The organism is Candidatus Babeliales bacterium (genome assembly GCA_035288105.1).
Classification (GTDB): domain Bacteria; phylum Babelota; class Babeliae; order Babelales; family Vermiphilaceae; genus SOIL31.
The window spans coordinates 1-21897 of record DATEAY010000027.1; the positions used below are offsets into that span (position 1 = coordinate 1).

General features: G+C 36.7%; 17 protein-coding genes. 9 read left to right on the forward strand and 8 right to left on the reverse strand.

Going from position 1 to position 21897, the window contains the following annotated elements; all coding sequences use genetic code 11:
- The 3 genes from VJJ26_01425 to VJJ26_01435 form a co-directional block, all read right to left on the reverse strand.
- On the reverse strand, positions 1-818 hold an 818-nt coding region (locus VJJ26_01425; protein HLC06824.1), incomplete at its 3' end, for an ankyrin repeat domain-containing protein.
- Positions 819-1002: 184 nt separating this feature from the next.
- A complete protein-coding gene (locus VJJ26_01430; protein HLC06825.1) occupies positions 1003-1791 on the reverse strand; it encodes an RsmE family RNA methyltransferase in 789 nt (262 codons plus the stop codon).
- A gap of 26 nt (positions 1792-1817) precedes the next feature.
- The gene (locus tag VJJ26_01435; GenBank protein HLC06826.1) at positions 1818-2186 is read right to left on the reverse strand and encodes a hypothetical protein; all 369 of its coding nucleotides are present in this window, start codon (positions 2184-2186) and stop codon (positions 1818-1820) included.
- 229 nt (positions 2187-2415) lie between these two features.
- On the opposite strand from VJJ26_01435, the gene secA reads away from it, so the two are divergent.
- Positions 2416-4851, forward strand: coding sequence for a preprotein translocase subunit SecA (secA, locus tag VJJ26_01440; protein ID HLC06827.1), 2436 nt, complete (start codon positions 2416-2418; stop codon positions 4849-4851).
- A 153-nt stretch (positions 4852-5004) separates the two neighbouring features.
- Here secA and VJJ26_01445 read toward each other — a convergent pair whose 3' ends face one another.
- Positions 5005-5436 carry a hypothetical protein gene (locus tag VJJ26_01445; GenBank protein ID HLC06828.1) on the reverse strand — a complete coding sequence of 144 codons (432 nt, stop codon included), beginning with the start codon at positions 5434-5436 and terminating at the stop codon, positions 5005-5007.
- 219 nt (positions 5437-5655) lie between these two features.
- Here VJJ26_01445 and VJJ26_01450 point away from each other — a divergent pair, with 219 nt between their 5' ends.
- From VJJ26_01450 to VJJ26_01460, 3 genes are all read left to right on the forward strand, one after another.
- Entirely contained in the window at positions 5656-8943 is a 3288-nt protein-coding gene (locus VJJ26_01450; protein ID HLC06829.1) for a hypothetical protein, read from the forward strand.
- Positions 8944-9237: 294 nt separating this feature from the next.
- On the forward strand, positions 9238-9627 hold the full coding sequence (locus VJJ26_01455; GenBank protein ID HLC06830.1) for a hypothetical protein: 390 nt from the start codon (positions 9238-9240) through the stop codon (positions 9625-9627).
- A 51-nt stretch (positions 9628-9678) separates the two neighbouring features.
- Entirely contained in the window at positions 9679-10353 is a 675-nt protein-coding gene (locus VJJ26_01460; protein HLC06831.1) for a hypothetical protein, read from the forward strand.
- Positions 10354-10805: 452 nt separating this feature from the next.
- Here the strand turns inward: VJJ26_01460 and VJJ26_01465 are convergent, their stop codons facing one another.
- Together VJJ26_01465 and VJJ26_01470 are read right to left on the reverse strand one after the other, a co-directional pair.
- Complete coding sequence (locus tag VJJ26_01465) at positions 10806-12017, reverse strand: ATP-binding protein (GenBank protein ID HLC06832.1); 1212 nt, start codon at positions 12015-12017, stop codon at positions 10806-10808.
- A gap of 78 nt (positions 12018-12095) precedes the next feature.
- On the reverse strand, positions 12096-13688 hold the full coding sequence (locus tag VJJ26_01470) for a hypothetical protein (GenBank protein ID HLC06833.1): 1593 nt from the start codon (positions 13686-13688) through the stop codon (positions 12096-12098).
- A 248-nt stretch (positions 13689-13936) separates the two neighbouring features.
- Here VJJ26_01470 and hisS point away from each other — a divergent pair, with 248 nt between their 5' ends.
- Both hisS and VJJ26_01480 read left to right on the forward strand, forming a co-directional pair.
- Positions 13937-15196 carry a histidine--tRNA ligase gene (hisS, locus tag VJJ26_01475; protein HLC06834.1) on the forward strand — a complete coding sequence of 420 codons (1260 nt, stop codon included), beginning with the start codon at positions 13937-13939 and terminating at the stop codon, positions 15194-15196.
- A 9-nt stretch (positions 15197-15205) separates the two neighbouring features.
- Positions 15206-15439 carry a DUF1653 domain-containing protein gene (locus VJJ26_01480; GenBank protein HLC06835.1) on the forward strand — a complete coding sequence of 78 codons (234 nt, stop codon included), beginning with the start codon at positions 15206-15208 and terminating at the stop codon, positions 15437-15439.
- Here VJJ26_01480 and VJJ26_01485 read toward each other — a convergent pair.
- Complete coding sequence (locus tag VJJ26_01485) at positions 15432-16457, reverse strand: hypothetical protein (GenBank protein HLC06836.1); 1026 nt, start codon at positions 16455-16457, stop codon at positions 15432-15434. The two genes, VJJ26_01480 and VJJ26_01485, sit on opposite strands and share 8 nt — an antisense overlap.
- 78 nt (positions 16458-16535) lie before the next feature.
- Between VJJ26_01485 and VJJ26_01490 the strand changes: the two genes are divergently transcribed.
- From VJJ26_01490 to VJJ26_01500, 3 genes are all read left to right on the forward strand, one after another.
- The gene (locus VJJ26_01490; GenBank protein ID HLC06837.1) at positions 16536-17630 is read left to right on the forward strand and encodes a carbohydrate kinase family protein; all 1095 of its coding nucleotides are present in this window, start codon (positions 16536-16538) and stop codon (positions 17628-17630) included.
- Between the two features lie 77 nt (positions 17631-17707).
- Positions 17708-20386 carry an HAD-IC family P-type ATPase gene (locus tag VJJ26_01495; protein HLC06838.1) on the forward strand — a complete coding sequence of 893 codons (2679 nt, stop codon included), beginning with the start codon at positions 17708-17710 and terminating at the stop codon, positions 20384-20386.
- A 323-nt stretch (positions 20387-20709) separates the two neighbouring features.
- Positions 20710-21423, forward strand: a complete 714-nt coding sequence (locus tag VJJ26_01500; protein HLC06839.1) for an OmpH family outer membrane protein — start codon at positions 20710-20712, stop codon at positions 21421-21423.
- Between the two features lie 174 nt (positions 21424-21597).
- Here VJJ26_01500 and VJJ26_01505 read toward each other — a convergent pair.
- Positions 21598-21897, reverse strand: a 300-nt coding sequence (locus VJJ26_01505) for a hypothetical protein (GenBank protein HLC06840.1), incomplete at its 5' end; no start/stop codon positions are given.

A 21897-nucleotide genomic window follows, 5' to 3' on the forward strand; every position in this document is an offset into this window, starting at 1 on the left:
CGCAACAACTGCTCAACAGAATGATGTTTATGCTTCATTGCAATGGTAAGTGCTGTTCCAGCTTCATTATCAACAATGCGATCGACAACTGCACCTTCATCCAATAATACACGAACAATATCCGTGTTATTTTTTTCAACAGCCACAATTAACAGAGTTTTTCCGTTATCAGCAGAATTTACATCCGCCTGTGCATGGCTGACTAATAATGAAATTAATTTACTATTTTTACCATTCTCCACAATATACCACAGCAATTCTGATGCCTTAGGCTGAGCAATTCGAATTTTTTTGCTGAATAATGTCTCTACTGCTGCATAATCATCATCTTCTACCGCTGCTTTAAATGCTTGTTCAGCATAACCAGCCAGAAGGCCATTTCTTCCTTCAACTTTTTGGCGATCTTTACCCCATGCAATAAACAATGCAATAACATCAGCATACTTACTACGTGCAAGTGATAGCAGAACAGGAGTCTGAGCATGTAATGAGGGATGTTTCAGTAGCAAATCAAGCCATTCATATTGTACATTTTTCTTTGGACAGGAATGAGTAATCATCCCATAAATAATTTTTACTTTTTCTTCAGGCGATAAACATACCGTCTCATCATCTATCATTTTTTCAATAAGATTATACGCAAAATTATATTTGAATTGACTCATCGATTTGACAATCAAGTCAATATCATGAGCTAAAAATAACGAATTTACTTCTTGATAGACATGATCCAAAGAAAGATCCATTACAAGATCTGCCTTGATATTACAAATATCAATGTGCGTTGCCGTTATAAAGTTTTTTTTATTATTATTCAAAAAAAATATACTTACGCAAAAAAAAGTCATAATAATAAATAATCGAAAAATACCCGCCTGCCTACTTTCCATTACACTCTCCCCTATCCTCAGCAAAAAAAAGCTCTTACACCCCTATATAACAACAGTGTAATAATCAAAAATATAAAAAATCAACAAAAATGTAAGTACTATTTGAAAACATTTAATTTGTGGTTGAAACAAGAAGAGAGCGAACAAAACCAGCACCAAGAGCTGCCGCCTGAACAGCCCGTATAATCGTAGGGGTAAGAGCACAAAAAATGAAATCGTTTACCTGTAATGTTTTTTTTTCTTCTAAACTTAAGTCTCCTTCTGGCCCAACAAGAAGTAGTACGTGTTCTGCTTTGTTATCGTACAATGTTTTCATCACATCAAAAAATTTTTTTCCTTCAGGATCAAAGAAGATTTTTGATGAAGCTGTACTGTATTTTTTTAATGCTATCTCAAGAGCAATAGGCTCTTGTAACTCAGGATAAGCAAAATTTTTTGATTGCTCTGCTGCAGAAATAAGTATTCGTTGTGCACGTTCACTATCTCGACTACTAGCCAATTGATGCGCTATTTTTTGAGTAAAGATCAACTGTATAGTACTTACACCAACCTCAGTGAGCGCGTACAGAGCCGATTCATAATCATCACGTTTAAGCAAAGGCAGCAGAAAGGTAATAGTTGGTTGCAGTACAAGAGTCTTTTGTACTGATTGTATCGTAACATTGACCTGTTTTTTTCCAACAAAAGTTGTAATAAGTGCTGATACATGCACGCTTCGATCAAATAAAATACACATATCACCAACGCCGAAGCGTAAAACATTCACTATTCGATGCACCAATTTTTCATCAGCAATAATTATATTGCTACCAGAATCTTTTTCTTGAAGTAATGAGGATAATGATTCTACAAATAGAGCAAACTCATGCTTTTCTTTGCTACCCGCTGCCTTGCCATTCATACACGCTATTTTCTTCTTTTAAAATGTTACACTTTGGCTATATAAAGATGATACCACTTATTAAGGACTTGTTTGAGATCTTGGAAGTAAATACGCATTGTTTCGCGCATACTGATATAACGAACAAGTAAAGATCCCAATATTTCTGTCAATAATGCTTTTGCTGGAGATATTGTTGGAGGTTGCACGTTATCAGTAACGTTCTGATCATACTCATCAATATTTTCCAGTGCATCTTCTTTGTGGGTATACTCATCCACTACCTGATCAGCGGCATCAAGAAAACGTTCATTCTGTGCACGAAATGTTTCTTTTGGTGTTGAACGAAGATCTTCAAAAGCACTACTATTACTACTAACCAAAGCGACCATCAAAACCATTAACATCTTTTGCATAAAGATCCCTTTTTTTTAATCAAATAACACTAACCTGACGACCTCTTAATAAAGTACCTCAAAAATTAAAAAAAGCTCTTTTTTTTACAAAAAGCTTTTTTTAATAAAATTCCAAACTATCCAAAAATATAAGACCCTGGAAGTGGCTAATAAGTTGAGCAACATCTATTTTTTTGATACTCTTGCAGAATAATACTGTACCTCTCAACCTAATACAATGGGGATTACAATGATCTCACGGATAATCGCAAAAATAGTCGGCACAAATAACGAGCGTCAAATTAAGAAGATGTTCCCTACTGTTGAGAAAATTAATGCATTAGAACCATTAATAAGCTCATTATCCGATGAACAACTTGCCCATAAAACAATCGAATTTAAATCACAATTAGCCGCTGGCAAAACGATTGACGATATTTTACCAGAAGTATTTGCCGTTGTACGCGAAACTTCATATCGAACACTTGGCCAACGTCATTTCGATGTACAGTTAATGGGTGGAATGGTACTCCATCAAGGCAAAATATCTGAAATGAAAACGGGTGAAGGTAAAACACTTACTGCAACCTTGGCTCTTTATCTGAATGCATTAACTGGTAAAGGTGCGCATTTAGTTACCGTCAACGATTATCTTGCTCGCCGTGACTCAGAATGGATGGGCCCTATTTATACATTTCTTGGCCTTGAAGTAGCTTGTTTGCAAAATTCAATGACCGATGCTGAACGTCAAAAAGCGTATGCTGCTGATATTTTATACGCAACAAACAATGAACTTGGTTTTGACTATTTGCGTGACAACATGAAATTCCGTAAAAACGATCTTGTACAACGAGAACTTGCATTTGCCATTGTCGATGAAGTTGACTCAATTTTGATTGATGAAGCGCGTACTCCTCTCATTATTTCAGGCTCATCTGAAGAAGTTGGTTCTTTATACCGCGATGCTGACCGTGTAGTATCCTTCTTGGAAAAAGGCACTGATTACGAAATTGATGAAAAAGCACGTACTGTATTACTAACAGAAGCTGGCGTTGATAAAGTTGAAGCGGCATTTAATATTACAAATTTATACTTCATCGAACACATGCAACTACTGCACCACATTAATCAAGCCTTACGTGCACACGCTCTTTTCAAACGCGATGTTGATTATGTTGTCACCGATAATCAAGTACTCATTGTTGACGAATTTACCGGACGTATTTTACCAGGACGTCGCTACAGCGATGGTTTACATCAAGCCCTTGAAGCAAAAGAAAATGTTGAAATAGAACGCGAAAGCCAAACGTTAGCTAGTATTACGCTACAAAATTTTTTCAGACTTTATAAAAAACTTGCTGGTATGACCGGTACTGCTGCAACAGAAAGTGAAGAATTCCATAATATTTATAAGCTTGATGTTATCTCTATTCCAACTAATCGTACTATGATCAGAAAAGATATGCCTGATCTTATTTTTTTAACAAAGAATGCAAAGTATAAGGCAATCGTAGAAGATATAAAAGAACGTCACAAAACAGGTCAACCTGTTCTTATTGGTACTATTGCAATTGAAACATCTGAACTATTAAGCGCAATTTTAACTGCAAATGGCATTCAACATGAAGTATTAAATGCTAAACAACATGAACGAGAAGCAGAGATTATTGCTCATGCAGGTGAACGTGGCCGTATTACTATTGCAACAAATATGGCGGGACGCGGTACTGATATCAAACTTACTGCCGAATCAATTATTGCCGGTGGATTATATATTTTAGGCACTGAACGTCACGAAAGTAGGCGTATTGATAATCAGCTGAGAGGACGATCTGGTCGTCAAGGCGATCCAGGCGAATCTCGTTTTTATATTTCACTTGAAGATGATTTAGTTCGTATTTTTGCCGGAGACTCATTAAAACAAAAAATGGTATTCTTTGGTATGGAAGAGGATGAAATTATTGAATCCCGTCTTGTTTCTAAAACAATTGAACGAGCACAAGAACGCGTTGAAAAACATAACTTTGATAATCGCAAACATTTACTTGAATATGATGATGTCTTAAATCAGCAACGTATTGTCATCTATAATCATCGCCTTGATGCTCTTGAGGGTGAAAATCGCATTTACGAACTCATTCGTGATTTTATTGTCACTATAGTTCAAGAGCTTATTGCGTATAATGCGCCAACAAGAAACATAAACCCTGAACAAGTCGCAAAAATATACGAAGCTTTGGAATATATGACCGGCTTGACAGCTAAAGATTTTGACTCTTCAAATATTAGCACGGGCAATGTTGAATTGTTCGCAACAGATCTTATTAATTTCTTGCTCGATCGCTATGATCTTTACCGTAAAAATCACAACGAAAATGTTATAAAAGCAGCCGAAAAATGGCTTGTTTTAGAAACAATAGATAAAGCATGGCGTCAACATATGCTCAACCTTGACCATCTTAAAGAGGGAATTGGGCTGCGTGGTTGGGGACAAAAAAACCCACTCATTGAGTACAAACGTGAAGCATTTGATATGTTCCGTGAAATGATGACACATATCCGTTTTGATATTGTTCACCATATTTTCCATCTCAATACAGCGCAATTCAATGCACAACAATTTGAAGAACGACGCGATCAAGAGCTTGAGCAACTCAATTTTTCTGGCAATAACGATCCGGCATAATTTTAGGTAACAATTAACAGGAAAAGTCCCGATACGTCGGGGCTTTTTTATTACTAAGATTAATCCCAACTTGGCGTTGGGGATTAATCTTTCTTCTTGCATAATCAATCTTTAAATTCTTAATCTTAATCTTTAACTCAATCTAAAAAATTCCTATTCACCACTACACGAATGACAATTCTTCTTTTGCATCATCGGTAAATTCTGCACCATAGAAGAATAAGGATCCTCTTTGGTAATAGTAAACAACTTGGTTGCCTCAGTACCATTTTCTATATCAGAAAGCTTTAATTCAATGTTTCCACGTTTACCACACTCATTTTGCTTACATACATATACCCTGCTAAGTAACCGAGTATTTGGTTCTTGCATATGAATGGCAAAATAAGCGTGTTTATGAGGATTACCAAACCGACGTTTTTCATTTCTTTCAACCGGAATTATTACTTTATCATTTTTATTATAAATAAATACCCTAACACCTTTATCGTTAATAAACGTAGTTAGACACGCCTGCACATAACTAGTCACACCCATCATGAGCACAATAATCATAACCATGGATTTTTTGTGTCTGTTTTCCATAAAAAACACCCCTTTTTTTGCTTAAAGACTTGCATTTCTCTCTCTTTTTAAATTACATTTATAGAATTCAAATAGCAATAATTACTCTATTTTTATCACAAAACCCCTCTAGGTAACACAATAAATTTGAATTTATTAATGTCTTATTGAATTTATAAACTAAGAAAGTGTATCCTTTAAATAGGTTACAGTAATAAGGTATAAAAAGTGGGTAATGCCGTGGTAAAACATATAATGAGATTGATTACATGCTTCTTGTGCATAGCATTGTCCACTATGTCCTGTGGAATGCAAAGAATAGGCACTAAAGTATCTAAAATAAAAGGCCCAACAAAAACACTTCCTACTACCTCACGAAAACCAGCTCCTCGCCCCAAAAAATCACCCGGAACGCCGTCAACTCGAACAGGACCATCCGGTGGTGGTGGAACAACTCCTTCGAAAAGCGCTGTTAAAAGTAGTACCAAAGTCAGAAAATTTAAAGGCACATCACAACGCAAACTTAGAGAACGCGAAGCTATTGCCATATTGTTACAACAACCCCATATCGGCAATGAGTTGGTAGCAGACCTAACGCACGGAAATACAACCGTTGGTCAAACGTTACAAGATACAATCACAGATGCACAAAAAGAAGAAAAGCGTATTGTATTTATTCATCACAATGCTCAAGAGACAATCAAGTATATTATTGATCGCTTTAATCAAGATCAAGATAATGCGAATAAAGTTGCTCTGGAAAATGATAAAGCAATTTTACAATGGAAAACCATCGTATATCTGGATAAAACTTTGCTACAATTTATTATATTACCAGATAAATCTATCATGTTACTTGAACCATCTCGTAAAGATGCTAAACCCCTCTTAATTAAAACTACTCCCGGCTATTTTGAATATTATTTTGGCCCCTCATCTCCTCTGGATAAAATACCAACAGACATGGTCCAACCCATGGAAGGTATACAAGGAAAAGAAGCCCTTAAAAAATGGTTAGAAGTTATGGAAACAGCTGAGGCTACTAAAAAAATACCTTATTATGAGAGACTCCTTGATAGAGCTATAAACCTAGAACACGATCAGGACAAACAAAAACAATACAGTAGTTTGTTAAAACAAATTATCGAAAGATCTGTATCTCCTAAAGAGCTGATAGCACAATGGAAAGAACTATTTGCAGAGCTAGAGAAGTATGTTATATCCTATGAACAAAAAAGCGCTCAAGAGATTGGAAAAAAACGATTTGAACGCTTGGCAGTAAAAAATAACTTGCTCAAGGAAATTTCAGAAAGCAATCTTCTAAGCTCAGAAGAAAAAGCAAGCTATAAAAAGATACTTGAACAAAAAGATGTTTCACAAACAAACATTGAAAAGATTAGAAATGCCCTTGAAGAAAAAAAACTTGCCCAAGAAACACAATTAGCAGAACAAGCTCGCCTCAAGACTGAAGTAGAAAAAATACTGACTGAAGCACAGGAACAGCAATTAAAGGCAGCAGAAGAAGCAATTTTAGCACAAGCAAATGCTCAAGATGCTATAAAAAAGGTTGCTGAAGCTCAAAAAAATTTAGAAGAAGCTCAACTTGCTAGCGAATTACAAAAACAAGAAGTTAAAGAGCTGCAAGAACAACAAAATCAATTAGCTGAAGAGCAGAAGGATCAACACAAATTAGCCAAAGAACTAGAAATAGCTGAAGAAAAAGCCGCTCAAAAAATTGCTGCTCAGCAAGCCTTAGAACAAGCACTTACTGAAGAAATGAATGCTAAAATACGAGCAGAAGAAGCTGCAAAAAAACTCAATGAAGCATTACAGGAAACCAAAGCTCTCAGCGACAAAGCAAAAATGTCTGAAGTATCAACACCTATAAAAAAACAACCTTCTCCTGATATACCAACAAAAGAAAGACCTTCCCAAGAAGAAATAATAGAATTTCATTTAGAAGCACAACAAGCTGAAGAAGCTCGTCTTAAAGCCGAAATGCAAGCTAAAGAAGTAGCAGCGGCTGCAGAAAGACTAAAAAAAGCAAAAGAGCTGTTGTTAGAAGCAACTGAAAAAGAAGCTCAGGTTAAAGCTGATGCTGAATTAGCTACTAAAAATGTTGCTACAAAAAAAGATGCCCGAGAAAAAACAGAAAAAGACGTTACAACAAAAGAACAAGAAAGAGAAGCACTCCAAAAACTGCGAGCTGAAAACGAAAAACGACAAGAAGAATTAGCACAACAATTACCAACTGCTGAACAAAGGCTACAAGCAGAAACAGAAGCCGCTAAAGAAAAAGAAGCACAAGAAATTGAACAAGCAAAACTACAAAAAGCTCTTGCGGAAAAAACTTCTGCTGAACAAGCCGCTATACAAGCATCAGAAGAAGCTCTAGCAAAACAGCAAGCAACTGAAAAAGCCCTAGCAGATGCCGCAGCAGAACAAGATCGATTAGAGAGGGTAGCAGAACAAGCTACAACAAACCTTGAAAATCAACAAAAAATTCTTAATGATCTTATAAAAAACCAGGAACAAGCTGAACTGGCTGCACGAGAAAAACTAAATGAATTAATAAGCGTAAAAAAAGAACCTGTAAAAGAAGTTGATCGTGCTCAACAAGAAAAAGATATTATCGAACGAACGCAAGCTCAAGAAAAAATCGAACGAGAAAAACTAGAAAAATTAACGGCCAAAGAAACAGCACAAAGAGCGGCAGATCTTGTTGGTAAAGGAAATGGGCAAGTAGGCCAACCACAAGTGCCTAGCGTACCATTATCTGTAGAAAAACCACCCGTGGAAAAACCAATAGATATACCAAAGGTACCATCTGAGCCTTTCAAAGATGTACAAGAACCTGCAGAAGATGTAGAAATTCCGCCTACAACAGAACACCTACAAGCAAAACCTTCCGAAGTTTCGCCAGCGGAACAACCACAAGAAGAAAGAACAAAACCTGAAAAACCTACTCAAATCATTCAGGAGAAAGTTACGGGAGTACGCACTCCAATCGAACCTTTCGAATATCGCTCCACAATGCCACACATAACAACACCCGAACCAGAAAGGAAACCTCCTTTTATACCACACATTCCGCGTGGTACATATACTCGACCAACACCAACACCTTCGTATGGTCGCTATACCCAATCAGGTCGTTCTGAATCACCATACGTGCCAGAACCGGTGCTTTACCAACCTACTGCGGAAACTCCACCAGCGCCCCAACTACCAAGAGTTCCAAAACCTCGACCGGAAGATGTAGAATTATTTGAAACTCTTCCAGAAAAAGCAGAAACAGGACTCGCTGCACGCAAAAGCGGAAAATATCTGCGCGATGTTTTGCGACAATTAAAACAATTGGCACAAATAAGACAAAAATCTGCATCTGCCGATGAAAGTACTCAAGAAACTCCAAAAAAAGAACCAATAAATCCTGTGTGGAATTTTATTAAAAATATACCAACGACCATTAAAGAATTTGTTACAGGCATTGTTGATTATATCGGTCAATTATTCAATTTTTCATAAACTAGAAGAATGGTTTAATCTTTACCGCGCTCGTCCTGAACCAGTTTTACCCCATACTTCACTCCATTCCGTTTGGGGACCCCAATGAAGAGAAACGGAGTTGGGGATTAAAGCTGGGGATTAAAGGATCAGAGCGCTTAATCCTTCAACAAGTTCAGGATGAGCGCTAAGAATTGGCTTAGGAATAGGCGCTTAGTAAATCCCTACCAAATCATTGCAATTATAAAATTGCTTATGTGATACTAGCAACAGTAATAAGTATTGTTATTAATACCAAAAAAGAAGGGTTTTTATATGAATTTTTTAAAAAATACGTTAGCGTTTGCAGTTCTCTTTGCAATAAGCTCTGCAAACGCACGGACAGTAGGAACAAAACCATCCACTCCGGCAGCAAAATCAGCCGCAATAGAACCTGCAGCACAAGCAAAATCATACAAGCAACTCCATGATGAAGTTTTGAAAATGTATCAAAACAATGTGTTTGACATCAAAACAGGAGAGTTTAAAGAATCTTTTATTACCCGTATAAAAACAGACATAGGAAAAAATGAATTGGCAGATTTGCAGTTAGAAGGCCTTTTGCAAACGGCACGAGATAAATTTGCACCATTTACTGGCAATAATGATAACGATCTGGCTCTGCTGCAAAAGATCAATCTTGCAATCAATGATATGTTAGAATAACAATTCTTTGGATAACAATAAATGAGTCTTTATTCATAAGAAGGAAATACTATGAAATTGTTGAAAAATATCTTGTTTACTATGGCTCTTTTTGCCATCAATTATGTAGATGCAAGAGGTGTTGGACCTACAAAACAGCAGCAACCTGCAAAAAAAGTTCCGACAATCTCTTTTAAGAATGCGCTTGTAGATGTAAGAAAAATGACAAAAACATTCATATTTGACCTCAATCAAAACTTTACAAAAGCATTTATAAGAAAAATAACAGATTTTAATCTTAATGCAGAATTTATGCGAGCATTATTTGAAGCTGCAGCAAATCTTCATCTACCGTTATCTGGTAACAATGATGCAGATGAAAAACTAAGCATACAAGTAAGACGACAAATTGACGTACTTGTACCTTATGAAGAAATCCCTCTTCAAATGGTAGAAAAAGATGCTGTCAAAAAAACTGAACTAATTTTTTATGACGATATTACTGATTCATTGAATCAAGATTTTTTGGAAAATCGAGTTAAACAAGAGCTAAAAACCAAAGACTCTGGACAAATCATACCTATGTTGAAAAAAGAATATAGCAGTAGAATATTAATAATGTGGGATCAAAGAAAATTAAAAAACATCAATCAACGTATGGGACAATTAAACGAACAAATTGAAAACACCGTTAGAGAATTAGAAAAACAACAAATAGAAGCTGGACAATTGGTATTAGTCCGATAGCAAACAACATGAATTTGGCCTTCCATGAAATATATACAAAAGAGATCGGTGTTAACACTGGTCTCTTTCGGTATTAAAACTAAAAAATTAAATACCATCTCCCAAGCATTGCTCAAATTATTTGAGCAATACTAAAAAAGTAACAGTACTATTTCCTGTTTCCACAAAAAGAATAAATTGTAGCACCGATCAAGGCAACCAGAGAGGAAATTTTTCCTGACTAAACACAAATAATAGGATTAAAAAAGAGGTTGGTTAAGTTAATAACCAACCTCTTTCTATTGTTCTTACAAACAATTACTAAAACGATAATCCCGCTTTTGCCCACAGAACCCATCTTCGAGGAGCTGCATCATTATTTTTTGAGAAGGTGAATGATCCACCCACATTACCAAATACGGTAGCCTCTTTTCTTTACTCATACTATCAAAGCAGTTTTCTCCGACTAATAGTTAAAAAAATTGATTTATAGTATTGCCACGAGCAATATTTTCAAGTCCATAGACCGTAATATTCTCTGCCAAAGGAAACGTGCTATTTCCTGGATATACAATAATGAGGTGATCCAATTTTAAGTCTACAGATGCAATAGTCATAGATTTGGTAATTTTTGGAGCATCGGTATATTTGAATTCAAAACCAATGCGCTTGTTGTGTTTCATGATTAATAAATCTAACTCAGCATGAGCATGAGTTGCCCAAAAGTAGCACTCTTCAACTGATGCACCAGAAGCAGCAATAATTTCTTCTAGAGCAAACCCTTCCCAAAAAGCTCCAAGCCGAGGGTGCGCATATAACTGATCCCATGTTGTCACTTCTATTAACGCGTACAAAATACCACTATCGCGAAAATAAATTTTTGGGGATTTTACCTGTCGTTTTTGTAAATTTTCAAACCATGGCACAAGCTCGCGTACCATAAATGTTCCAGCCAAAATATCCAGATATTTACGAACTGTGTGATCAGAAACTCCTAAAGACCGGCCAATCTCACTTGCGTTAAATATTTGTCCATGATAATGAGCAAGCATAAGCCAAAATCTTCTCAACTGTTGGGCAGGGATTTCAAATCCTAAACTTGGAATATCTCGCTCTAAAAATGTAGTAATGTAGCTTTGTCGCCATATATAGCTATCAACATCGCTATGCGCCAAATAAGAATTAGGAAAACCACCACGTAACCACAATCGTGCGCTGTCGCTAACCTCAGTTAGGGAAAATGGAAATAATTCTATATACCCAATGCGTCCTGCAAGCGTTTCTGATGACTGTCTAATAAGATCTCGCGATGCACTACCTAAAATCAAAAATTGTTTTTGTTGCGCTTGTACCTTTTGCTTGGCTAAAGAATCATTCTCGTCTAAAGGAATACGTGTCGAATCAATAATAACACGTAAGACCGGAAACAATTCCGGCCTTCTTTGAATTTCGTCAATAACAATTAATTTTTGTGAAATATTTTGTAACGTAAACATCGGATTTTCCAGGCGCACAATATCCGATGGATTCTCCAAATCAAAAAAGTATGCATCATTTGGAAAATATTTTTCAACATACATTTTTGCAAGAGTCGTTTTACCAACCTGGCGTGGTCCAAGCAAAGCACACGCTGGATGTACACGAAATTGCATTTCTATTAAATCTAGAAATTTTTCTCTTTTCATGAAAACTCCTTGTAATTTCGAAGGTTATATTCGAGTTTACAAGGAGTTTTTATGAAAAACAAGGTTTATTGACTCAATTTAGAATGATAATCCCGCTTTTGCCCACAGAACCCATCTGCGAGGAGCTGCATCATTATTTTTTGAGAAGGTGAATGATCCACCAACATTACCAAATAATGGATACTCTCTTTCTGTCAAATTAAATCCAAGCGTACCATACAATGTGTTAGTAAGTATTGCTGGAGTTGCAGCAGTATTAAGATCAAGATCTTCTTCTACAATTACTACTGTTTCATAATTTGCTAATATAACGGGAATAAGTTCAAGGTTGTTAGCCATGTTTTCAACGCGTTGTTCATAGAATGGACTACCACTTATGGTACGAATAGGGTTTGTTTGCCCTGCACCAAGGAAATGTTTAAGTGCTACAACTGGTCTCCATGGACAATCAAGCTCAACTTTTTCAGCTCGTTTTGCAAGGAAGTTGTACCCAACTTCACCTTGGAATCTATTGAAGTTAAAAATAAAGGCTGTGTTAATATCATGAGTAAGACCAGGAGTTACTTTTACCCCTTGAGTGAATACGTTAATACCTGGAGTTGAAAAATTCTGTGCACGTATTGCAGGAGTTAAAGCAGCCGCTTCTGCAGCTTCTTCTTGACTTGCATATACCGGTAAATAACGGCTCCATGGTCTGTTTTTTAAATCAAAAGAACGTGTTTGATCTTTTTTGAATAAAATTTCAGTGTGGTTTGCGAGTTCGTAACGAATGCTCTTATCGCCCGCTTCATTATTCCAAATTTCTAAGCCCAAGCAGCTACCGAACATAATACCAAAGTATTTACCTCTACCAACGATTGGTTCAAAAATAAATTCACCTTCATTTTTGTTACCAGTTGGAATCACAAAACCTAAATATGATTCCATATGCGCTGGTTCAAGTTGCAACCATTCATAACCAATTTTAAATTCAATATCAGCGAGCCCCGTTTTTTTCATTGAAGAATTTGCACATATTTTACCAAACATCCAATCTGGTTGCGCAAACGCCTCTGTCATGTTAGCAACTACAACATCATTAGCTGCCTCATTTGCACCGCCACCGTCATTGATAATGAATTCACAGAAATTCATGCTATTTTTCACATGTTGAATTGATGTGGAAACGCTCAACCAAAAACCTCTTCCTTTATCGTGATTTTTCCAGAAGCTTTGACGATCATGAAGACCTAAACCAATAACACTTTGTTGCGGTTCAATGGTGATAGTACTTTCAAAATTACCATTCATCGTAAAAACATTGAAATCTTGTGCTAAAAGATTTTGTTTTCCAAAGCCTGCTTGTCCTGCTACAGGACCAACTTCAGCAACTGTTAAAGTTTCCTGTCCATTAAAGAAGAAATAACGTGCTAAATCATCACCATTGGTTGTACGACTACCAAAAATTACTGCTTGGAACATTCCCCCATAACCATCTTCACGTGCATGACTACGCTCAGAACGGAACCCCGAAACCATTTCAGGTTGTTGTGAAACAAAAAGTGGATGGATTGCGAGTGTTGATTTACCTGTTGCTTCTAATCGAGAACTATCGCTGATATCACAATCAGCATAGATTGTTGCCCCTACGGCACTTAACATCACAAGGGCTAGTAAATTGTAGTGTTTCATTCTTCTCCTTTTTTGTTTTCACACGTACTTTGTATACTCTTGTGTATTGTGTAACACGAATAGATGCATCAAGTCAAATATTACATACCCCAGCTCCGTTACTCTGCGCCGGGGTCCCCATGTGGAATAAAATGGAGCATGGGGTTTAAAAGAATTGGAAATGGGTTAAAAACACTCAGTATTTTTGCTTCAAAAAAGTATCGAAGGGTGTATTCTAATAAGAAAATCCTTACTATAGGACCCCTGACATGATTCCACGAGTAAAAGGAACACAAGATTTTATCGATTGCACATTATTCAATTTTATTATTGATTCAGTAAAAAAACACCTTTCACTCTACCATTTTACTGAAATTCAAACCCCTATTCTGGAATCAGTCGACCTTTTTCTCAGATCATTAGGCACCTACACCGAAGTAGTATCCAAAGAAATGTTTATCATAGAACCACGCCAAGAAAGCAGTGAAGATCGCATTTGTTTGCGTCCAGAAGGAACAGCACCAACGGTACGTGCATTTAACGAACATCATATCCAAACAACTCCATGGAAAGTTTTTTCATGGGGACCAATGTTTCGATACGAACGACCACAAAAAGGAAGATTCCGTCAATTCCATCAAGTAACTATGGAAATCATTGGTTCAGGATCCGTTGCTGAAGATGCACAATTCATTACCATGCTGGATCGTTTTTTTAATGAAATCTTAAAAATTACCAACTACGCTCTGGTGATTAACTTTTTAGGCTGCTCAGAAGATCGCGAAAAATATCTAGGCACGCTTAAGAAATTTATGGATAAACCAGACATAATCAAAAATATTTGCGTTCAATGCACTGAACGCACAAAACACAATATTATGCGTATTTTTGATTGTAAAAATCCGCAATGCCAAGAAATATACACAGCAGCACCCTACATTGCAGATAATTTATGTGAAGGCTGCACTCAAGAATGGCAAGAGCTGCAGAAACAATTAACTCTTTTATCTGTTTCGCATGTATATCGACCAACATTGGTCCGTGGCCTTGATTATTATAACAAAACCGTATTCGAGTTCGTCAGTAAAGATCTTGGCGCGCAGGACACATTTTGTGGTGGAGGACGCTATAACCAATTAGTCAAGCAACTTGGCGGTAATCAAGATAAGGCTGCAATCGGTGCTGCCTTTGGTATGGAGCGACTTATGCTTTTGCTTGAACCATTGCGCAACCAATTGAATATTCCACACCCTGCAATTCTGCATATGCTTATTCCCATGACACCTGCACAACACACATTGGCTTTACTACTTGCCGATGAATTACGCGCACATAACATATGCACTGATATTGTATTTGAAGGCTCCATGAAAAGCATGATGCGTAAAACCAGCAGTTCTGGTGCTACATACGCACTCATTCTTGGCGAAACAGAACAGCAAGAACGTACTGTCATGGTAAAAAATATGATTACAGGAACTGAAGAATCTGTTGCGCAAGTTGATGTGGTGAAGATGTTGAAAAGATAAAGATTACCCATGCAAACACTCATTGATCACATTAAACCAGACCAATTATGGCGCCACTACAAAGGTAATGACTACCGCATCATTGCAGTTTCATGCCACTCAGAGGATCTGACATGGTATGTTGTGTATGAGGCATTATACGATAATAATGTCAGTAAAATTTGGCATCGCCCTTTAGATATGTTTTTAGAGAATGTAGAAATTGACAATAAAATGGTGCCAAGATTTACTCACATTAAGTAACTGTAGGATTTATTTCACTTTTTCTATCATCATCTTTGTTATCACCATACAATAATAATCGTGGTATTTGCTTGCAACAATATGTTTTTAGCCACGCAATCGTTTTCCAATGACGATAAATTCTGCAAAGAATATTGTAATCCCCTATTCCAATCAAATTTTCCGTGCTTATATCATAATGAAATTTTCTCATAGCCTTTGCAGCCTTTTTGCTCCTTAGAGATGGTAGTAGTGTGCATAATTGTGTGTGCGCTTCCTGCAATATCTCAAATTGCTTACTACTACGAATAATATCTGACTCAGCAATATATAATCTTTCAAATAACCCAATAGCCTCATACACAAAGTCGAATTCTTGTTTTAGAGGTTCAATCAGATACATACATGCTACTTTTTTAGCATTCAAACTTTTATTAGAAAATATTTTCATATTTGTTTCAATTTTTCCTGGAGCAATCTCGTCTGACACGATATCAATATAAATTTTGCCGGCTTCATTGACGATGCTGTACGCTGCTATAGGAGACAATGAATCAAGTAAAAAAAGAGAACCTCTTTTATCTTGAATGTGTATTCTTTCTAAATTAACACCATTCTCACGTGCTTCTTTTTGTATCATTTGCATAAAATCATACGGCAAATTTTTATCCTGAACAAAATTTGTTAAAGGAAGATGTGCATTTTCTTTATTAATATGCTTCAACCTCCCTATTAAACTCATACAAGCTTGCCATAATACTTTATCCTGACAAAAATTTTCCCGAATAGCCTCAAGAGCCTTTTCTTCTCTGATGCGAAATTTTTTTTCATATGCACATAATTTTTTTTGAATATCTTCTACTTGTAGATGGGGAGCAGAGAGACCTGCTTGTATTCTAATATAATTATTAAGTTTTTGTTCATGTTTTAATTTAATAATGTCATATGAGTCACCTTCTGCAGGCTCATCCATACAAATTACCGATACTGATATACTCATACACACAATAAATACATACGTTACTTTATTGCTCATCATCTTTCCCCCCTCAATATTTTATTTTAAAAACCCCATAAGAAGTAGTATAAAAAAATAAACACCAAAAAAGGAATCATGATGAAAAAAATACTGACCATTGGTAGTGCTATGCAAGATATTTTCACTGAATATGAAGGAGTAGAAACACTCCACCTGCACACCAAAGAAGAAGATTTATCGTATGTCTGCATGCGAGCGGGAAGAAAAATAGAAATACAACACCTTATTTATTACTGTGGTGGAGGCGCTGCTAATAGCGCAGTATCATTTACACGATTTGGTTTTGATGTCAGTATTTTTTGTAAAGTTGGCACTGATCAGGCAGGCGATTTTGTTTTAGAAACACTCGAAAAAGAAAAAGTTTCTACCACTCATGTTATCAGAACACAACAAGCTCCCACGGGTAACGCATTTATTGTTCCTGGTCCTCAAGGCAACAGCGCTGTTTTAGTGTATCGTGGAGCCAACGTTACTCTTACAAAATCAGAGCTATCCGAATCTACCATCGCTCAAGTAGATCAATTATATATCACTTCACTCAGCGGCCCTGCTGCGCCACTATTAATCCCCATTACACAACTGGCAAAGAAATATAATAAACCTGTTGCCGCTAATCCCGGGACTAGTCAGCTCCATGCAGGTCCTGAGTATTTAAAAGAAGCTCTATCTGGCATAACTATTTTAATTTTAAATAGTTATGAAGCAGAACTACTTATGACCACACTCGTTGTTGTATTGCCACCATTGGAAATTGAACAATATCACGACGATACATTACCAGAATTACTTAAAAAACCGCTTGGCTCAGCAACAACCTGTTTTACCCTGCAACAGTTTTTTAAAGCAGTGCATGCATGTGGGCCGCAGATAATCGTTGTAACAAACGGGGCAGAAGGCGTTTATGCATCCGATCAAACTACTATTTATTTTCACCCAAGCATCAAAATTGATATTGTCAGCAGTATTGGAGCAGGAGACGCTTTTGGCTCATGTTTTATTGCGCAATTGAACCATGATACATCTATCGAAGATGCGTTGCGTGCAGGTGTTATCAATAGTGCTTCAGTTATTCAACACCTTGGTACACAGACAGGACTTCTTACTGCCGATGAAATTAATAAAAGACGGGAACAACTTGATAAAAATTTACTCAAAAAATACCAACTCATGTAAAAAAAGCGAGGAACATAAAATATGTCCCTCGCTCGATCAAACATATCCTATAATCGTGCCACATGCAGGGAATAATAATGAAAACATACCAAACAACTATTGAAACTATTATAAAAGAACTTGAAGTATCCCCAGAACAAGGCTTATCTCACACAGAAGTACAAAAACGACAACGAAAACACGGTTATAACACTCTTAAAACCGTAAAACAACGCACTATTATTTCTATCTTTATAAGTCAATTTACAAATCCGCTCGTTTACATACTCTTTTTTGCTGCAGTAATTATCTTTATTTTTGGCGAAGATAAGCTCGACGCTTTTATTATCAGTGGCGTTCTTTTTTTTAATGCTATTCTCGGGACTATACAAGAAGCACGAACTAAAAATATTATCGAAAATCTTAAACATTACATTAAAACAGAATCAGTCGTACTGCGTAATGGCGAAAAGACAATCGTTGATGACAAAGACCTTGTTGTTGGCGACATTATTTTTTTACAAGAAGGACAACGTGTTCCCGCTGACGCACGAGTCTTAACCTCAAACAATCTCCGAGTAGATGAAGCAGTATTAACGGGAGAAGCCCATGCAACAGAAAAAAATTCCGATGTTATAACACAAGAAGTCCCACTCGGTGACCGCAAAAACATGCTCTTTAAAGGCACTTATATTTTGGCCGGCGCGGGAAAAGCGATTGTTACCGCAATAGCAACCGATACTGAAATTGGTAAAATACAAGTTATTACTGAAGAAATTGATACCGATATTCCACTGCGCAAAGAACTTGAACGCCTTTCTCATTGGATTTTAATTTTTATTTTGGTCACCTGTCTTTTTTTATTCGGTATAGGTATTTTCACTGGTAAACCAATCAAAGAACTACTTGTTATGCTGACTGCACTTTTTATTTGTGTGGTACCAGAAGGATTGCCGGTTGTTCTTACGCTTGTGCTTGTTGGTGGTGCGCTACAAATGGCAAAACATTTTGTTCTTGTGCGCAACATGCAAGCAGTTGAAGCACTTGGACGAACAGACGTTATTGTTATTGATAAAACAGGAACTCTCACACGCAATGAAATGGTTGTTTCTCAGATTTGGACTCCCGATACTATTTGGCACATTACCGGGGAGGGGTATCATTGTGAAGGAACAATATGCAAAGATGGTGTTATTATTCAACAAATTGCTCACGAAAGCTCTCTAATACACATGGGCATCGCCGCAACATTACTCAATAATGCTGAAATTATCCATGTACCAAATCTTAATATTTTTGAGATTAAAGGTGATCCAACTGAAGCAGCGCTCTTTGTCTTTGCGCAGAAAATGGGAACGATTATCACTGAGGAAGTCTCCACTTACATAAAGCTCTATGAAATTCCATTTAGTTCTGTTACTCGTTATCACGCTGGTTTTTACAAAAAAAATAATGCTTGTTTTGCTTTTATTATTGGCTCACCAGAAAGCATTCTCAACCGATCACATCATGAGCAACACAAAACTGAATCTACTTTAAAAAAACTTCTTGCTGATGGATTACGTGTTGTTGCCATTGGAATGAAACAACTACCAGTAGATACGTGTAATAACTTAAAAAGTATTGAAGAGTATCAAGCATTGATTGATACTGACGTACAACTACTTGGTTTTGCAGGCATTGAAGATTCAATTAGAACAGAAGTTGCAACAGTAATTCAAGATGCACGCAATGCCGGTTTATCTATTATTATGGCAACAGGGGATCATCAATTAACAGCACTGCATGTGGCAAAACGTGTTGGCATTTTTCATGATAATGATGATTATATTGATGGTTCAGACATTGATAATCTTACTGATGAACAATTACTAGAACGCATTAACCATGTTACCGTATTTTCACGAGTATCGGCACAACACAAAATGCGCATCGTACAAATTCTGCAGCGCTCAGGAAAAATTGTTGCCATGACTGGCGATGGAATCAATGATGCACCATCTCTTGTGACAGCAGATCTTGGAATTGCAATGGGCAGCATTGGAACTGAAGTTGCAAAACAAGCAGCTGATCTTGTTTTACTCAATGATTCTTTTATTAATATTATCAATGCAATTGAACAAGGTCGACACATCTTTTACACACTCAAACGCATAATATTGTATTTTTTTTCCACCAACATGGGAGAAATTTTAATCGTACTTTTTGCACTACTTGCAAGTCTTTTTACCGGTACTGATCTGCCTCTTCCCATCACTGCCGTACAAATCCTGTGGCTCAATTTAGTAACTGATGGCTTTTTGGATGTTGGATTATCTATGGAACCAAAAGAACCGGAACTTCTTAAAAAATTCTGGCTTACAAAAAAACAACGCCTTATTGATAGTACATTGCTACTAAAAATGTTATTTATGGCAATTCCAATGGGAATTGGTTCGTTAGCAGTATTTCTTTTTTATTATCAAGCGGATCTTGCTCATGCCCGCACAATGACACTCATTACCATGGCAATGTATCAATGGTTTAATGCTTGGAATTGTCGTTCTGAATCGCGCTCGCTTTTTGAACTTGGACTATTTTCAAACCTATGGCTCATTGCTGTGATGGCGCTCGTGCTTTCTCTGCAATCTGCCATTGTGTATGTACCATTCATGCGTCACATCTTTAAAACAGTGCCTCTTTCTTATCATGATTGGTTTGTTGTTGTAGTACTTACTGCACCAATTATTTTCATAGAAGAAATTCGTAAAGCAATTTCACGCAGATGGTACGCATAAAATTGTAAAACACTCACTACTCCCACCCCCTCGTCCTGAGTGTTTTTGTCTTCAAAAATGTATCGAAGAATGAAAATAAGAAGTATAATTTTGTTTACCCTTCGATACACTCGCATTCATTAGGAAATTTCAGCGAGCACTCAGGGCGATCGGAAAAAAGAATTAAGCAACAAAGAAAGCTGGATCAACAACTTTATCTTTCTTTACGAATACCCAACCTACGTTATCACTACGGTTGGGCTATATTGACGCCTGCTATCAAAAGTAGTAGAGTGTCGATATAAAATAATTCTTTGTACAGATAAAATTTAGAAGGAAAACTGATGAAAAATCGTATGATGACAGTCACCACTCTTTGCGTAACATTAATGGCCACTCCTTTTTCTTATACTGAAGACAAAAACAGTTCAGTAGCCGTTGTAGCAAAAAAAGAAACTCCTACTCAAGCAAAAAATCTCTCTGCTTCTGAAATCATTGGCAATAAAAATATTAAAGTAGATGCAACAATAGCTTTTGTTGATTCATTTGCCATCATGGGAGAGTGTCAAGAAGGTCAAAAGGCACGTAAAGACATTGAAAGCAAACGTGACCTAGCAACTCAAGAACTTCAAGACGAATCAAAAGAATTTGAAAAAGCGAAAAATAACTATGTCGCCAAATCAACAACAATGTCAGATTCTGCACGTGAAAAAGAAGAAAAAAGATTAATGAAAATGGAACGTGATCTGAAAAGTCTTGTAGCAGAAAAAGAAGAAGAACTTAAACTCGACATGCAACTTGCAACTGAAACATTAGCACAAGGATTAGAAGCTGGTGTAACTAAACTTGCTAAAAATGAAAAACTAGACGTTGTGTTTGATAAAATGACTGGCCGTGCGATTTACGTTTCAGAAAAATTTGATTTTACTACTAAAGCGATCACAGAAGTAAACAAAAATTACGAAGTTAAACTTGCACAAAACAAACAAGCTGAAAGCGCAACAAAAGTAGCTGATAATAAGGCTGCTGCTCCAAAACCAGCTAAAGTTGGTGCGTAATGTTCTTCGACGATAATAGATGAGAAAGCGGTTGGTTATTACCAGCCGCTTTTTTTGAACAAGTAAACCTTGAATCCGCACCCTTCGATACTTTTTCCTACGTAAGAACTTCGGAAAACACTCAGGGCGAGCGGGAGAAGAAATAAAATCTCAATTTTATAGAAAACACTTTCTTTACTTAGAGCTTATCCGAAAATTAATTAAGTTCCTATTCTGGTCAATTTCTTGTGCGCTCGTCCTGAACTTGCCCGCCGTCGCTAAATCTATGGCGGACTGCGCCGGCCGAAGTCTTGATGAAGGCTGGTTGAAGGATATCTTCGAGCGCTCGGGGATATCATTTTTAACCCAATCTTCACTTCCTTTCAATTGGGTACCCATTGGAAGGAACTGGAAATGGGTTAAGCTGACGAACGCAGGGATAAAATTAAAAATTTTAGATAATTTTGAATTTTCGGATAAGCTCTTATGGCACAA

Coding starts and splice junctions, on each gene's coding strand:
- VJJ26_01500 (HLC06839.1), top strand. CDS start 20,710: ATGAAAAATCGTATGATGACAGTCACCACTCTTTGCGTAACATTAATG.
- VJJ26_01435 (HLC06826.1), bottom strand. CDS start 2,186: ATGCAAAAGATGTTAATGGTTTTGATGGTCGCTTTGGTTAGTAGTAAT.
- VJJ26_01430 (HLC06825.1), bottom strand. CDS start 1,791: ATGAATGGCAAGGCAGCGGGTAGCAAAGAAAAGCATGAGTTTGCTCTA.
- VJJ26_01485 (HLC06836.1), bottom strand. CDS start 16,457: ATGATGAGCAATAAAGTAACGTATGTATTTATTGTGTGTATGAGTATA.
- VJJ26_01490 (HLC06837.1), top strand. CDS start 16,536: ATGAAAAAAATACTGACCATTGGTAGTGCTATGCAAGATATTTTCACT.
- VJJ26_01470 (HLC06833.1), bottom strand. CDS start 13,688: ATGAAACACTACAATTTACTAGCCCTTGTGATGTTAAGTGCCGTAGGG.
- hisS (HLC06834.1), top strand. CDS start 13,937: ATGATTCCACGAGTAAAAGGAACACAAGATTTTATCGATTGCACATTA.
- VJJ26_01460 (HLC06831.1), top strand. CDS start 9,679: ATGAAATTGTTGAAAAATATCTTGTTTACTATGGCTCTTTTTGCCATC.
- VJJ26_01465 (HLC06832.1), bottom strand. CDS start 12,017: ATGAAAAGAGAAAAATTTCTAGATTTAATAGAAATGCAATTTCGTGTA.
- VJJ26_01480 (HLC06835.1), top strand. CDS start 15,206: ATGCAAACACTCATTGATCACATTAAACCAGACCAATTATGGCGCCAC.
- secA (HLC06827.1), top strand. CDS start 2,416: ATGATCTCACGGATAATCGCAAAAATAGTCGGCACAAATAACGAGCGT.
- VJJ26_01495 (HLC06838.1), top strand. CDS start 17,708: ATGAAAACATACCAAACAACTATTGAAACTATTATAAAAGAACTTGAA.
- VJJ26_01455 (HLC06830.1), top strand. CDS start 9,238: ATGAATTTTTTAAAAAATACGTTAGCGTTTGCAGTTCTCTTTGCAATA.
- VJJ26_01445 (HLC06828.1), bottom strand. CDS start 5,436: ATGGAAAACAGACACAAAAAATCCATGGTTATGATTATTGTGCTCATG.